The 13,958-nt window shown below is 58.7% G+C and carries 19 protein-coding genes and 1 pseudogene; 7 read left to right on the forward strand and 13 right to left on the reverse strand.

From position 1 onward, the window contains the following. The first annotated feature begins 15 nt into the window (after positions 1-15). Entirely contained in the window at positions 16-315 is a 300-nt protein-coding gene (locus PGX04_RS01620) for a hypothetical protein (RefSeq protein WP_273736914.1), read from the forward strand. Positions 316-450: 135 nt separating this feature from the next. Here PGX04_RS01620 and PGX04_RS01625 read toward each other — a convergent pair whose 3' ends face one another. From PGX04_RS01625 to PGX04_RS01630, 3 genes are all read right to left on the reverse strand, one after another. After that, on the reverse strand, positions 451-990 hold the full coding sequence (locus tag PGX04_RS01625; protein ID WP_273736915.1) for a dihydrofolate reductase family protein: 540 nt from the start codon (positions 988-990) through the stop codon (positions 451-453). A 261-nt stretch (positions 991-1,251) separates the two neighbouring features. Further along, on the reverse strand, positions 1,252-1,479 hold the full coding sequence (locus PGX04_RS34305; protein WP_377042254.1) for a VOC family protein: 228 nt from the start codon (positions 1,477-1,479) through the stop codon (positions 1,252-1,254). A gap of 30 nt (positions 1,480-1,509) precedes the next feature. Beyond that, a complete protein-coding gene (locus PGX04_RS01630) occupies positions 1,510-2,151 on the reverse strand; it encodes a helix-turn-helix domain-containing protein (protein ID WP_273736916.1) in 642 nt (213 codons plus the stop codon). 195 nt (positions 2,152-2,346) lie between these two features. Between PGX04_RS01630 and PGX04_RS01635 the strand changes: the two genes are divergently transcribed. Next, entirely contained in the window at positions 2,347-3,105 is a 759-nt protein-coding gene (locus PGX04_RS01635) for a class I SAM-dependent methyltransferase (protein WP_273736917.1), read from the forward strand. 419 nt (positions 3,106-3,524) lie between these two features. Continuing rightward, a complete protein-coding gene (locus tag PGX04_RS01640) occupies positions 3,525-4,118 on the forward strand; it encodes a YdeI/OmpD-associated family protein (protein WP_273736918.1) in 594 nt (197 codons plus the stop codon). Between the two features lie 107 nt (positions 4,119-4,225). Here PGX04_RS01640 and PGX04_RS01645 read toward each other — a convergent pair whose 3' ends face one another. Next, positions 4,226-4,714 (reverse strand): luciferase domain-containing protein, encoded by a 489-nt coding sequence (locus tag PGX04_RS01645; RefSeq protein ID WP_273736919.1) that lies wholly within the window; start codon positions 4,712-4,714, stop codon positions 4,226-4,228. 90 nt (positions 4,715-4,804) lie between these two features. Here PGX04_RS01645 and PGX04_RS01650 point away from each other — a divergent pair. Then, a pseudogene (locus PGX04_RS01650) lies at positions 4,805-5,006 on the forward strand (IS5/IS1182 family transposase); the annotation flags it as partial. A gap of 108 nt (positions 5,007-5,114) precedes the next feature. Here the strand turns inward: PGX04_RS01650 and PGX04_RS01655 are convergent. The 3 genes from PGX04_RS01655 to PGX04_RS01665 form a co-directional block, all read right to left on the reverse strand. After that, positions 5,115-6,035, reverse strand: coding sequence for an ABC transporter ATP-binding protein (locus PGX04_RS01655; RefSeq protein ID WP_273736920.1), 921 nt, complete (start codon positions 6,033-6,035; stop codon positions 5,115-5,117). A 2-nt stretch (positions 6,036-6,037) separates the two neighbouring features. Next, positions 6,038-6,859 carry an ABC transporter permease gene (locus PGX04_RS01660; RefSeq protein ID WP_273736921.1) on the reverse strand — a complete coding sequence of 274 codons (822 nt, stop codon included), beginning with the start codon at positions 6,857-6,859 and terminating at the stop codon, positions 6,038-6,040. 212 nt (positions 6,860-7,071) lie between these two features. Then, on the reverse strand, positions 7,072-7,482 hold the full coding sequence (locus PGX04_RS01665; RefSeq protein ID WP_273736922.1) for a DUF6220 domain-containing protein: 411 nt from the start codon (positions 7,480-7,482) through the stop codon (positions 7,072-7,074). A gap of 357 nt (positions 7,483-7,839) precedes the next feature. On the opposite strand from PGX04_RS01665, the gene PGX04_RS01670 reads away from it, so the two are divergent. After that, a complete protein-coding gene (locus tag PGX04_RS01670; protein WP_273736923.1) occupies positions 7,840-8,592 on the forward strand; it encodes a sensor domain-containing protein in 753 nt (250 codons plus the stop codon). A 39-nt stretch (positions 8,593-8,631) separates the two neighbouring features. Here PGX04_RS01670 and PGX04_RS01675 read toward each other — a convergent pair whose 3' ends face one another. From PGX04_RS01675 to PGX04_RS01695, 5 genes are all read right to left on the reverse strand, one after another. After that, positions 8,632-8,943: a DUF7521 family protein gene (locus tag PGX04_RS01675; RefSeq protein ID WP_273736924.1), complete on the reverse strand. Its 312-nt coding sequence runs from the start codon at positions 8,941-8,943 to the stop codon at positions 8,632-8,634. Next, complete coding sequence (locus PGX04_RS01680; RefSeq protein WP_273736925.1) at positions 8,940-9,308, reverse strand: hypothetical protein; 369 nt, start codon at positions 9,306-9,308, stop codon at positions 8,940-8,942. The genes PGX04_RS01675 and PGX04_RS01680 overlap by 4 nt, the downstream gene beginning before the upstream one ends. A gap of 1 nt (position 9,309) precedes the next feature. Next, positions 9,310-9,657: an ArsR/SmtB family transcription factor gene (locus PGX04_RS01685; RefSeq protein ID WP_273736926.1), complete on the reverse strand. Its 348-nt coding sequence runs from the start codon at positions 9,655-9,657 to the stop codon at positions 9,310-9,312. A 314-nt stretch (positions 9,658-9,971) separates the two neighbouring features. Continuing rightward, the gene (locus tag PGX04_RS01690) at positions 9,972-10,367 is read right to left on the reverse strand and encodes a hypothetical protein (protein ID WP_273736927.1); all 396 of its coding nucleotides are present in this window, start codon (positions 10,365-10,367) and stop codon (positions 9,972-9,974) included. 353 nt (positions 10,368-10,720) lie between these two features. Next, positions 10,721-11,359: a TetR/AcrR family transcriptional regulator gene (locus PGX04_RS01695; RefSeq protein WP_273736928.1), complete on the reverse strand. Its 639-nt coding sequence runs from the start codon at positions 11,357-11,359 to the stop codon at positions 10,721-10,723. Between the two features lie 97 nt (positions 11,360-11,456). Between PGX04_RS01695 and PGX04_RS01700 the strand changes: the two genes are divergently transcribed. Both PGX04_RS01700 and PGX04_RS01705 read left to right on the forward strand, forming a co-directional pair. Further along, positions 11,457-12,374: an ABC transporter ATP-binding protein gene (locus PGX04_RS01700; RefSeq protein ID WP_273736930.1), complete on the forward strand. Its 918-nt coding sequence runs from the start codon at positions 11,457-11,459 to the stop codon at positions 12,372-12,374. Further along, complete coding sequence (locus PGX04_RS01705; RefSeq protein ID WP_377042253.1) at positions 12,367-13,152, forward strand: ABC transporter permease subunit; 786 nt, start codon at positions 12,367-12,369, stop codon at positions 13,150-13,152. The genes PGX04_RS01700 and PGX04_RS01705 overlap by 8 nt, the downstream gene beginning before the upstream one ends. Positions 13,153-13,269: 117 nt before the next feature. Here PGX04_RS01705 and PGX04_RS01710 read toward each other — a convergent pair whose 3' ends face one another. Continuing rightward, positions 13,270-13,932 (reverse strand): helix-turn-helix domain-containing protein, encoded by a 663-nt coding sequence (locus tag PGX04_RS01710; RefSeq protein ID WP_273736931.1) that lies wholly within the window; start codon positions 13,930-13,932, stop codon positions 13,270-13,272. Positions 13,933-13,958: the final 26 nt, after the last annotated feature.

The following is a 13,958-nucleotide window of genomic DNA, read 5'->3' on the forward strand; positions in this document are numbered from 1 at the left end:
GCGGGTCCCGGGACGGTGATCGCCGAAAGCTGGCGACTCTTCGGACTCCTCGTTTTTGCCGGGATTTTTCTATTGCTCGCCGCTCGTCCGAAACTGTACCCGGGCATTTGGGAACTCGCAATCTTCCATAAGGCCGCAACGGCGACGTACCTATTTGCCGTTACCAGCGATGTTCCGGAAGCAGCAGCCACGGCCGCCCTCGACGCCGGACTCGCAATTCTGCTTGTCGTCGCGTATTTGCTCGGAAGGGCCGATAGAAACTGGGAGCGGTTCCGAAACCGATCAGCTGCCATCCCCGAGGATCGCTCGGTCTAACGGTGATCCGCGACAGCGAGCGCCAGCACCACGCTCACAGAGGAGGCGAAGAAGAGCTCGGCAATGAGTCCGATCAGGACGGTCGACGAGGCTGGATCCGGAACAGTACTTCTTTCACTCTCACGTGATTTCCACTCACGCCGATCGAATCTCGTACTGGAGCTCGACGATTCCGTTGTCGTAGGCGGTTTCGTTCCGCAGATGAAGCGCCCGTTCGATACCTGATCCGCCGAACAGCTCGATGCCGGTACCCAGCAGTGTCGGGATAATCGATAACCGGACTTCGTCGATCAAGTCCTCGCTCAGAAAGCTTCGTGCCAGCGCCGCCCCACCGACGAGCCAGACGAAATCGTGCCTGCCGGTTACGTCCTGGACGAGTTGCTCGACCTCCCTCTCATCGAACTCGACGTGTTCGGTCACGCGGGGCAGGTCTCGGTGCGTCGTGACGACCGTGGGTGTGTCTCCATACGGCCACGCTTCGAACCCCAGCACTTGCTCGTACGTGTTCGCACCCATGACGATGCAGTCGACGCCCTCGAAAAATCCCTCGAAGCTCCCGCCAGGTTCGCCGGCGTCGTACGTGTCCTCGAACGTCTCTAACCACTTGATGCCACCGTCTTCGTCGGCGATGTACCCGTCGAGACTGGCGGCGATATAGAGTACGACTTGGCTCATACGCGAGAATGGCTTACTCGTAGTTTACCCGTTCCGATTCGATCGGGTCGTACCGTTCTCGCAGTTACAAGCAAGTACACAGTTGACCGAAGCCGAAGTTGCTCGAGAACGGCCGGTCGGTTCAGACGTTCGTTCTCACGGCGTTTCTCGGCTTCCGAGAACGTACTCGGCGCCCGCTTCTTAGGGGGTATCACTGTCTCGCACGACGCGGTCCTCTCGAGTGGCGCGAACGTCAGCGGAGCTCGGGATAGACGGGAGCTATTATGCTTGGTGGTCGTCATCGAGGTTCAACTGCCAGGAAACCCCGAACTCGTCGGCAACCCAGCCGAATTTCTCGCTGAACGGATACGAGTCGAGTGGTATGAAGACGTCTCCGCCGTCGGATAGTTCGGCGAAGAGCTCGCCTCTCTCCGCTTCCGTCTCACAGTTCACGTACAGTGAGATGGCGGGCGTGAACGTCCACTCGTGCTCGACGTTACTACCAATAATTTTTGATACCTAGTTGAACAATGGGCGGTATCAAACGAGTTCCATGATGACCTTCGATTCGATTTTCCGCAGGTGTTCACCAACCGTCCCGGCAGAGATATTCGCGCGCTCTGCGAGGTCGCGGAGGGTCGCACGCCGCGGCATCTCGTAATAGCCCTCATTGATCGCTAGTTCCAACAGTTCTTGTTGCCGATCCGTCAGTAGCGACGCAAGCTGGCGCATGTCTGGGTGATACTCGCCGATCGCTTCGAGCGTAATCCGAATCTCGTCTGGGATTTCCGTGATCGCCTCTCGGATCTTCTTGTCCTCTCCGATCATTGTTACCCGAAGCCCACCCTGAGCGGTGTATTCCATCGGCCAGTCCACAACGATCTCATATCGTCGGAATATACTGAGGAGGTCGGTCATGAGGGCATTTGCTCGAAAATGGAGGTAGACTAGCCCTTCCGATGCCTCAGACCGCTCAACTGATAGCACCTCTGGATCCGCCTCTAATACTTCCGTACTCTGTTTCAGGTCACCACGGAGTTGATACAATGCGACGCCGGTTCCGTCATCCAGGAGATTGATGTAGTGAATCGCTTCCCCTTTCACTGCTTGATCGGTGGCGGACTCACCGCTAGGACAGCGTTCATCGTCGACCTGCGGAATGACGAACGTAATATATCTCACACTATCGATCCGCCTTTTTGTCCACAGGGCCCTCGGATGACTGTATCCGGTCGCTCCGTCTAGTGACGAGTTGATCGGGTTGGCTCTGATGGCAGTGGTGCATCACTGGAAGAGTACGCGGTATACGTATTTAAACCCGCCTCAGATGTATGGCGCTGTTCGCATGCATCGGCGGACCGTCTATATCACCAACGCATGTCGAACAGAAAAGCTGAAAAACCCAACGCGAACCGGACGGAATCGAGACCATCAACTCCCTGTCATCGGGTCATCGCCGCGCTCGATGAGCGCTTCGACCTTGCCGAGCACCGGCGGTATCTCGCGCGCGACCTCGAAGGGGTGATACTGGATCTCGGCGCGGGGAGCGGTGCGATGTTTCCATACCTACGAACAGCCGCTCAACAGCAACCAGCGCTTCATCTGCATGCAATCGAACCAGATCCCGACAGGCGGCGGCAGGCGAAGCAAACAGCCAGCACGCACGAGTTAGATGTAGATCTGCGATCAGGACGGGTTGAATCCCTTCCCTATGCGGACGATACGTTCGACGTGGTCATCGCCTCCGCGGTGTTCTGTACGGTACAGGATCCCTCTCGTGCCCTCGAGGAAGTCCATCGCGTCGTGAAGCCGGATGGTGAATTCCGATTTTTCGAACACGTTCGGTCGGACGGACTACGTGGCTACGTCCAGGACGCATTGACACCACTCTGGAAACGGGTCGATAACGGCTGCCATCTCGACCGTCGAACGGACGACTGGATCGCAGCAGGTCCCTTCGCTCTCGACGAAATCGAAACGCTGAGTTTCGGTATTACCCCTGTCAGACCATTCGTGCGGGGAATTGCTACGCCAGTGGGTCATACCGAGACTGACGACCAAATCGAGAGGAGGACGTCCGTCTCTTCGGCCATCGTGAGATCCTCGAGTGATGACAGATTTCAGGAGGTGTCCTGAAACATGAACGCGAGATCGACCGTATCGATGATCCTCGGCGTCCTCGTGGCGCTTCTCGGAATGTTATGGATAGTGCAAGGCCTTGGAATCATCCAGATTGATCCCATCTTGTGCGTCGCAGACTGCGAACCGATCACTGGAAGATCGGTGCAGTGGACGGTCATCGGTGTGATAGCCCTATTGGTGGGAATCGTCACTGTCCGGGCGGGTCTGCGACGCGCGAATCGATGACGGATCCTGTTAGCGCTCTCGCCACGATCAGTGAATGTGGATAAGTTACGGTGGTCTCACGTTTCGTCGTTCGTCATCCCACATTTGAAATCGGTCGCCACTCCTCCGATGAGGGATATTCAGAACGGAGCGCCACTCGTCACCTGACCGGACGGCTATTAGTGGTCCTCCGCGAAACAGTGAATGATATGAACGAGATGGAACCGACGTTCTTCACGTCGATGGATGCCTTCCGCTCGTGGCTCGAGGAGAACCACGACACGACCGAAGAGCTGTGGGTCGGCTATTACAAGAAAGACGCCGAGGAAACAGGTATCAGCTACGGTGAATCGGTCGAACAGGCGATCTGCTTCGGCTGGATTGACGGCCTGATCAACGGGATCGACGACGAGACGTACAAGCGCCGGTTCACTCCCCGCAACCCGGATAGCAAGTGGTCGAAGGCCAACAGAGAGCGTGCCCTGACGATGATCGAAACGGGGCAGATGACCCCGGCCGGGATGGAGCTGGTGGAGGCCGCGAAGGCATCCGGTGAGTGGAACGAGGCGTACCGACTGGGCGACGACCACGAGATTCCCGACGAACTGGAGGCTGCGCTGAACGAAAACGAGGATGCCTGGGAAAACTTCCAGAACTTCTCGAACTCGGATCAGCATGCGTTCATCGCGGCGGTCGAGGACGCGAAAACGGCCGAGACGAAAGAGAGACGAATCGAGCGGACTGTAGAACTCGCGGCGCAAAATCTGACAGTATACGATGAGAACAACAAACGACGGCTGTGAGGGATCGTCGGTCTGATTCGTGGTGACCCCGTCCAGTATAGTCCCATAATCTATCGATGTAAACGCCTCTCAGTCGACTCGAGCGACTGCTGCGTCTTCTTTGCTCGTTATCGGCTGCGGATGTCCTCGAGAATCGCTCGGATATCCTCACTCACATCCATGCTCGCAAGCTCGTCGCTCACGTCGATTGCGGCGAGTTCGGCGTCAACGCCGCCGTGGCTCTGGAGCACCAACACTTGGTAGAGATATGAGAGCCGAAACAGTGTGACTGCCTGCTCGACATCGGCCGCTGCTTCGACGTGGAAGGTGGTCGCGCGGTCCGACACGACGTGGTGTTCCCCGGTTTCACCTTCTGCAATCAACTGCTTTCGGAGTGCTTGTGGATACCCGATGTCCACCGGGCCCCACGAGTGAATGTGGCCGATGTCTCTGTCCTCCACCCGGAAGGTCGTCGAGCTGAACCGACCTTCATCCGTTACGATTCCCGGCCACGATGAAACCGTTTCAGTGACCTGCTCGAGGTACGTCTCGTGTTGATGATCTTCGGTCGTCATCGTCTCGTAGTAGCGTTTTTCTCCATGTCGTTCCGATTGCATTGACCTCGCCTCATACCTTCAAACCCTACTCTGAACAGCGCCTCCCACCGGGATGATCGATCTCAAATTCGAGGTTTGCAAGCGAGTGGCCTCGTTGACGAACTCATCAAGATGCCTCGTATCCGTGGCGTCCTTGATCTTGACTCGATCCCTGCACCCTCGACACTCTGTAAGGCGTTCGACCGTTTGGAGATGGCTGTCTGGCGGGTGTTACTGAACGTCTCGCTCGCGGATTTGCCGGTCAACGGTGTCACCGGCATTGACGCGTCCGGATTTGAGTGGGCTCATGCAGCAACTCCATGTCGGAAACGGTCGGTATCTGATCGGTCAAATACGGCTCTGACCGGTCACATCGGACGACGAGGTGTGAGACACTGCAATGCGTTCGTCGCGCAAAGCATTACTCGCTCCCGTCGAGCGGGTGGATGTAGGTGTAGTAGTTGAACAGATCCGTGTACGACGGTTCATCCGTGTCGACGAGCGGCGTTCCCGATCGGTCTCGTAGCGCCAACTCTACACGCTTCACGTCGACGTCGGCCGGGAGAAATCCGCGGATCTCGTCTCCACGTCGAAACAGTCTGTTTCCAACGAGGAGGTTTTCGGAAGGAACCGCGCCGCGCACTCGCAACACCGGCGGGAGTCGCTCGAAGAGGTCGTCGGGATAGCCGTTCGCGATGATGTCCCCGTCCCGAAGGAACGCGATCCGATCGGCTATCTGCGCGTCAAGCGGCGCGTGACTCGTGACGAGGAACGTTTTCCCGTCGGCGCGCAGTTCCAGGAGGATATCGTGAAGTTCTCGAATGGTCGCGAGGTCGAGTTCGACGGTCGGTTCGTCGAGAACGTAGAACGGGACGTCGATCGTGAGCGTGATCGCGATCTCGATTTTCCGGCGCATTCCGCCCGAGTACTCCCCGACGAGTCGATCGATCTCGTCCCCGATTTCGAGCCGTTCTACGAGATCGCGCCACCGATTCGTTCCGTTGGGATGGAGGTCCTCGTAGAACCGCAGGTTCTCCTCACCGGTGAGTTCCGGATCGGCCATCGCGCCCTGAAACATCACGCTCATCGAAGACTGGGCGTCGACGGGGGGTAGTCCATCGAAGAGTCGAATCTCGCCGCTGCTCGGATGAGCGCTGCCCGAGAGACACGACAGGAACACGGATTTGCCCGCGCCGTTCGGCCCCATCAGGAGCAGTATCTCGCCCTCCGCGATCGATAGGTCGATTCCGGTGAGGACCTCGTGGCTCCCGAAGCGTTTCGTCACGTTCGACGCGTCGACGATCGACGTCGACGCCGTCGTTTCGCGTACGGATTGCGCCATCGTCAGTCACCTCCGTACGCGATTCGTCGAATGACCGCGATCGAGACCGCCAGCGAGGCGGTGGCGTAGCCGAGGAGAATTCCGACGTACTCGATCGAGTCGGGCGCTTCCGGCGGCGTCATCGACCCGAAGTTTTCGGCGCCGACCCAGTGGGCGATCTGCAGCCGCGTCGCGAGCGAGTTCGGCAGGTAGTTCACCATCTCCGCGCCCTCGGCGAGCATCTCCGGCGACGAGCCGTTGAAGCCGGTCACGAAGTAAGCCATCAGCGCCATCACGATGGCGATCGTCGTCATCTGTTCGGGTTTCGTGACGACGAGCGCGATCATCATCGCGAGCGCCATCGCGATCAGGCAGAAGGAACCGAGCGTCAGCGCGAGGATTGCCACCGTCTCGATCGTCAGCGGTCCGAACGCCCCGCCGTGGGCGTACGCGACGAGGATCGTCACGAGGTACGACGCGACGCCGAGTACCGCGCCAGCAACGAACCGACCGGCGAGATCGGCCGTCGGTGCGATCGGCATCGAACGGAGTTTTCGATACCGGTTCCCCTCGAGGTCGCGGGCGAACGCGCCCGCGAAAACGGCGACGGTGACGGTGAAGGCACCGAACAGCCCGTAGTTGATCCCGTTTACCGCTTTCATCGGCCCGAGATCGGTTCCCGGCGGGAGGTCGACGAAAAATTCGATCGTCAGGAAGTACCACAAGACCGGCCACGCGACGGTGAGGAAGACGATCATCTTGTTTCGACGCAGTTGCTGTAACTGTCGGCGCGCGAACGTCCGCGTCTGGGCCATCCACGGCACGCTGGTTCGTACAGTCGTCATCGTAGCTTCACGAGGAAACGGAGGAGTGAGACGAGAATAAGACGTCCAGCACGATCTCCAGGGCGGCATTCGTGCGAAACGATTATAAGGGGAAGTGGCTGCACCGTCACCGAGCCTCGTCGGCAGCAATTATGCGTCGATACGAAATCGTGCTGACGCGATCGAAACGAGCGCGTTCGTCGTTGAACGACTACAGCGGAATCCATTCGGTATCAGTCAGCGGTTCGCCGCACCGCCCGACTCACCGCACCGTCCGATCGGGGCCACGAGCGCTTCGTCGCGACGACCGCGAGCCAGAAGATTACGACGGCGACGACCGGGTGAATCGCGGTGGCCATCGACCCGAACGCGTGGGCCGTCGCGTACTGGACACTGATGAGCGCGAACAGCCCGATGGGGAACAGCCGCAACGGCCAGGAGAGCCGCCCCAGAAAGGCGACGAGTACCATGAGAATAGGAACGATCTCGAAGAGGTGGATGAACGTCCTGTGAAGTCCCCAGTTCGCCGGATCGACGAAGATCGCCATGCCGGCGATGTAGGTCTGGACGAGGACGCACGCGGCGAACAGTCCCGCCAAAGTGCAGTAGCCGTAGCGTCCCCACGGCCGTTCGGACGCCGTCATCCGATCACCCCGTCGGTCCACGCGTACAGAAAGTAGTTCTCCCCTGCTGTACTCGCTGCACCCGTCGGAATTCGAGTTGTCAGCGCCGTTCCATCGATCGCAGTAATCGGAACCATGGTCACTAGGCGACCCGGAGGAACGGTGGGGGATTAATCCGGATAGCACAGTCGCTGGAGCGGCGACCGTGCGTAAATGTTTATACCGCTCCCACGGGGTATCGACGTATGTCCCGAACGAGGCCCCGATCCTCTCGCGGTTCGCAGCCGTCGCGGCGTCCGTCCGCAGGGAGGTGCAACCGACGGAGACGCGTACCGTAACGCGCGGGTCTCTCCCATCGCAGACGTAACCGTCGTACTCATGTCTACGAAAAACCCCCCGGAAACACACTCTCTCGGCGGATTCCTCGGCCGCTGGATCGGCGCCCCCGCGAGGCTCCAGACGTATCGAAACCTCCTGTACGTACTGTCGATGTTCCCGCTGGGTATCGCGTATTTCAACGTTCTCATTATCGGGTTCACCACCGGGCTCGGACTCACGATCGTTCTCGTCGGCGTCCCAATAGTCGTCGGCGTGCTCGCGGTCGCGACCGGGTTGGCCGGCTTCGAACGGACGCTCGTCCGCGTCTTGTTGGACGTCGAGGTTCCCGTCGAACGCGTTCCGAACGACCGGGGGCTGTGGACGATCGTAAAACGGCTCGTAACCGATCTCCGAACGTGGATGGCCGTCGCGTATCTCGTCAGCGTGTTCGTATTCGGGTCCGTCGCGTTCGGCGTGATCGCGTCGCTGGTGGCGACATCGTGGAGCTTTCTCTCCGCGCCGCTATACTACGAGGACGCGCCAGTCGTCGCGTACGGGCCGATTCCGCGCGGCGATTTTGCGCTCGACATCCTGTTCGGCTGGGATACGTTACTGGTCGGACTGCGAACGACGTTTCGCCTCGGTTCGTGGCAGGTAGACACCCTTCCCGGTGCGCTGTTCGTCGCCTGTCTCGGACTCGCCCTCCTGTTTCTCGTGACGTTGCCGCTCGTCAACGTACTCGCCTCGGTGTGGGGCCGGTACGCCCGGGTCATGCTCACCGTTCCGCGATACTGGCGGCGGTTAGCGGACTAACCGTGGTCGAAGTTCGAGTATCGGCCGCGGCGACGGCGCCTACGCCTTCGTCAGTGCGTACAGGATCGCGAGCACGCCAGCGAGGTGGGCGATGGTGATGGCGAAGAGGATCTCCGCGTCCGTCGCCGGAAGCAGCGCCCCCACCCCGTAGTCAATGACGACCGGAACCGCGGTCAGGAAGGCGATGCCGACGGCGAGGTACAGCATCGGTCGGCTCCCGTTGCGCCGGTAGCCGTGGTAGGCGAGGAACGCGACGAACGATCCGACGATGGCGACCGCTGCCGCGAACGCGGCGATCGTCGCTTCCGCGTTCGCGATCGGGCCGACGCCGTACAGGAGTAGGCCGATCATTTTCTCACCCGTTTCGATCGCGGAGAATCGCCGGACGCTCGGTTGCGCGAAACCCCATATATCGCGTACAGCGTGGCAGCGAGTCCGAGGAGTTTACTCGTATTCGCGGCTGCCGACCGACCGAGCGCGGAGACGTCGGTCAGGTTCGCGAGCACGAACTGGATCAAGATCGGTCCGGTCGTGAGAAGGACGAGCCCGAGCGCCAGGTAGAGCCGTCCCCGATCTCGGGAGTCGCTGTATCGACGAGCGACCAGATATGCTATCCCGAGCGACAGAACGGCGGTGACGACCAACCCAAGGAGCGTGAGGAGGACGAGGATCCTCTGGCCGCCCGTCGTCACTTGAAGGAGCACGAACGAACGCATGTTAGCGCAACCCCTCGAAGAGATCGGTGAATCGGTCGGCGGCGGTTTCCTCTCGGTACGTGACTCGGAGCTCGAACGACCCGTCGACAAGTTCGATCTCGATCCGTTCGAGCCGTGCGGCGTACGTGTGATAGTGGTGGCCGTCCTGATCGATTTGCAACCGCTCATCGACGAGATCGTGCTTCTGGAGGCGTTCGATGCGCCGGTAGATCGTGGACACGGACGCATCGCACGCTTCGCTCAGTTCAGGTACGGACATTTCTCGTTCGCTGGTCTGGATGAGTATGTCGTGGGCGTATTCGTCCTCCAGGAGGGCGGCGATCTCTCGAACATCACTGTCCCCGGTCATTCCGCACGTCGGTGCCGAAATCGATCGGTGCCCTCGGGAGTGCTCCGTGCGGTGATCGAGGCGGCCATGCGATGTGCAGTATCGATCCGCGGCGGACATAAAACGAGCGTTGTAAACACCGCGATCGGCATCGGTGCGTACTCCCAATCCGCGAAACGCGATTTCGCTCGCGGAGTTTCGGGTCCGATCGCTCGTCCGAAGCGCTGACGATGAGATACCTGATGACGGGAGCGGTCGTCAGTGGCCGGAGGGAGTGGCCGGAACCGACGGCGTTCGAGGTTGAGTGTCATCGGTGGACGCGTCACGTTCGGACGTCAGTCGGCTCGCGATCGGTCGATTCCAGCAGCGGCGATACCGGCGAGCACACCCCACACGGCGTTGGTTAGGATGATAGCCGGGATCGCAAAGACGGGGGCCGAGAGCCCGCCCTGGAGAACGATACTCACGCCGATCGCGAGGACGCCGTACGTCCCGCCCGCAATCGCCAGCGTCGGGATAGGTCGTCGGTCGCCGACCAGGACGACGACGCCGATCCAGAGGATCGTGATCACGACCATCGTTAGAACCGGTACCCAGGGCCGGCCATCTGAAACGCCGAAGACGCTCAGAAGCGGCATGACGAGGGCGAAGCCGCCGAGAAGCGAGCCGAGCTGCCAGTTTCTGGTCGAACGTACGGCGTTCGGGACGCGTTTCGCACGGAGTTGACTCATACTGTTCGTGAATCCAGAGGTCGGCGCCGCAGGTAATCCGTATCCGCGAGTCGCTCGGCCGACGACTGTGCCCGTAGACATATATAGGAGTTCGCAGGAGACGCGGCACGGCCGTGCGAAGCGGGAGTCGGTTATCGGACCGATCGCCGTGTCGTTTCACAGCGCTATCGACATCCGGGGGAAATGCTCATGCCGATTTCCGACACCGGTGCTATCAGTAGCGTGCATGGAATCTAACCGCGGAGAGGGGAGGACGCTCATCGTCGGCGGTACCGGCACTTGAACTTCAGGCCGACCAATCAGAGGGTGTCGTAGAACGTTCCACACACCAACTGTGCTCAGCGTGACGGTCGTTAGTTTTCTACGGTGAGGCCTCTCGAAAGGGTAGCTATCATTTCCTCTTGCAGATGATAATAGATCCCGTCTTGGATCTCCTCAAGATTAGCACCGATTTCGTCGTACTCGTCCTTATGAAGGATTAGCAAACCGAGAGACGATCCCATAAGCCCAAGTACGGTTATTGGCTCCATCTCTGAGATCGGGCCTTCGCTTCGTGCTTGGATATCTTTGATAGGGGGAACCAATACTTCCATCTCTTTCCGCTCTATCTCGGTAAGCTGATCAGACGAGACATTCCCAAGAACCTCTTGATAGTCCCGTTTAATGAACACCTCCTGGATGAACTCATTTCCTTCACCAAATTCAACATAACAGCAGAAGAATTGCTCAAGCCGTTCTTGGGCATCGTTACTCCCCTCCAGTTCCGACTGCAGTGTCTTCGCAAACTCGTCTAATTCCTGTTCGAATATCTCCACATAGAGATCAGACTTGGCGTCGAAAAATTGGTAGAATGTGGGTTTAGCAATACCAACTGGTTCAGTAATATCCTTCACCGTTGTCTTCGCAGGCCCGTACTTCAACAACAGCTCACGCGCAGTTTCAAGAAGTTCCGCTCGTATCCGCTCCCGGTCTTCATCACTGAACTTTCGCATATCTATCCGTCGGGCTTGAAAACTCATAACTAAATTGGTTTTCGGTTATTACTCCATAACCAAAATAGATATTTAGTCATAGTATGTACGTTAGAGTATGGCGACAATCGAAGTGAACGACCTAACAAAAGACTACGGGAGTGTCCGTGCGGTAGACTCCCTTTCGTTCACCGTAGAAAGCGGGGAGGTATTCGGCTTTCTCGGTCCAAACGGAGCCGGCAAGACAACGACGATTCGATCGCTTCTCGGGTTACTCGAACCAACAGCTGGCACTGCGTCCGTCCTCGGCGCAGATATCCATGATGAGGGCGCGCTCATCGGGGCAAAACAACGAATCGGATATCTGCCTGCGCATCTCGGATTCGACGAGGAAGAGACGGGTGAAGGCGTCCTCGACTATCACGAATCAGTGAAAGGGGGGTCCCGTCGGGACGAACTCCTCGAGATATTTACCCCTCCAGTTGAGCGTCGGATCCGCGAGTATTCAACCGGGAACAAGCGTATGCTTGGTATCGTCCAGGCATTTATGCACGATCCCGAACTCGTAATCATGGACGAGCCAACCTCCGGCCTCGACCCCCTCAAACAAGAAGAGTTCAACGAGTTCATCAGGAACGAGCGCGAGCGTGGCAAGACGCTATTCTTTTCATCACACGTGCTGAGCGAAGTTCGCCGCGTGTGTGACCGCGTTGGTATCCTCCGTGAAGGGACGCTTGTTGGTCTGGAAGACATCGAGACGCTGCTTCAGCAAGGCGGAAAGCGGGTGCAACTCCAGACGACGGACGGGGCCAGAGCGGATCTCGCAGAGATCGACGGGGTAATAGACGTTCAGACGTTCGCGGAGGGAATCCAGTTCATCTACACTGGAGAATATAACGCGCTGCTCCGTGAGCTTGCGACCCATGATGTCCGTGAGATAGAAATTAGCGAACCACCGCTGGAGGATATCTTTATGCACTACTACGGGACAGACGGTGCAGTCGAAACCAGTCAGGGGGTGCAATCCGATGTTTGAAACCACCAGGTATGAGATGAGCCGTCGAGTCCGTGGAACAGTAATTCTGACTGTCGGTCTCAGTCTCTACGTGGCCTTCATCATCTGGTACTTCTCCCTCTTGGACCCGTCAGCATATGAGCAGATAGCGGAGTCGTTGCCGCCAGCGATGTTAGATGCATTCGGTATGCAGTCAATCGGTTCCATTGAGGGGTGGCTCGGAGGACAGATCTATACGTTCCTGTGGTTGCTGGGACTCGGGATATACTTCGCGTACGCATCGGCGGGAGTGATCGCGGGTGATATTGAGAGTGATCGAATGGATCTGTTGCTTTCGTTCCCCGTTTCTCGAAGCCAGTTACTCGCCGAGAAGTTTGCATCGTTTCTCCTCCCGGTAATTTCGCTAAACGTGGTTGTGGGCGGTGTCACGTACGGCCTCGTGTTGGCGATCGGTGAGACGATTGATCCGATGCATCTCGCGTTGGCTCACCTCCTCTCGATTCCGTATCTCCTCGTCTGTGCAGCAATTGGTATGGTTCTCTCCGTTCTTGTGGATCGGGCAGCAGTTGCAGAACGAGCTGCCATCGGGCTGATATTCGTGCTCTGGCTCGTTGAGTCTGCTGTTGGTGCGGCAGAGGGCTTCGCGTGGATACAAAATATTAGTCCGACCCACTATTACTCTCCGACGCCGGTTCTCATTGATGGGTCGTACGAACTGGTTGATATAGGGATTTTGATTGCTACGTTCCTGAGCTTACTCATCGTGAGTCAGATCCTGTTCGAACGTCGAGATATATAAGATGCCTTCTCGATTACATCAACAGACTTCTCGTTACCGTCAATTTGCCTAGGCAACGGATCTCCACCGTCGTGCGGTTGTGTTCGGAGTCGGGCCGCCCGCTTATGCTGCATAGATTCAGCGACTGGTGGCGCCGACGTGGAGCGACGAGAACACGGTCGCCTCGATCTTCCGGAGGTGCTCGCCGACGGTCGTCTCGGCCAGGCCGATCGCCGCCCCGATCTCGTCGTGGGTCGCCTCGCGGGGCTCCTGGTAGTACCCGAGGTCGACCGCCGCTTCCAGCACCTCGCGCTGGCGCTCGGTCAGCCGAGAGACGACGTGGCGGGGGCCGGGCGTGTACGGGCCAGTCCGTTCGATCTCGACCCTGATGCCCTCCGGCTGCTCGAAGAGGGTGTCAGCGAAGGCTGCCTCCGTCCCGATGTAGGTCACCCGGAGGCCACCGTCTTCGGTGTACTCGATCGGCATGTCGATCAGGGAGGACGACTCGCGCCGGTTCTCCATGAGCATCCGGCTCAGATCGTCCACCGCATAGCGCGTATATGAGAAGAACCCGGAATCGTCGCCGGTGATCGAGAACTCGAAGACGTCGGGCGACTCCGACAGGATTCCGCGGAGTTCCTCCACGTCGCCACGACCCTCGGCGAACATCGCGACGGTGTCGTCGTCGAGGAGTTCCATTCGGTGGATGGCTCGGTACGCCAGGCCGAGTTCGTTGACCTGCCGGTCGAGCCGGTTGATCCCACCGTCCTCGGGATAGCCCACGAATGTGACGTAACGCATACGTTCGTGATTGACTGCGACCGACA

Source organism: Natrinema soli (genome assembly GCF_028618695.1).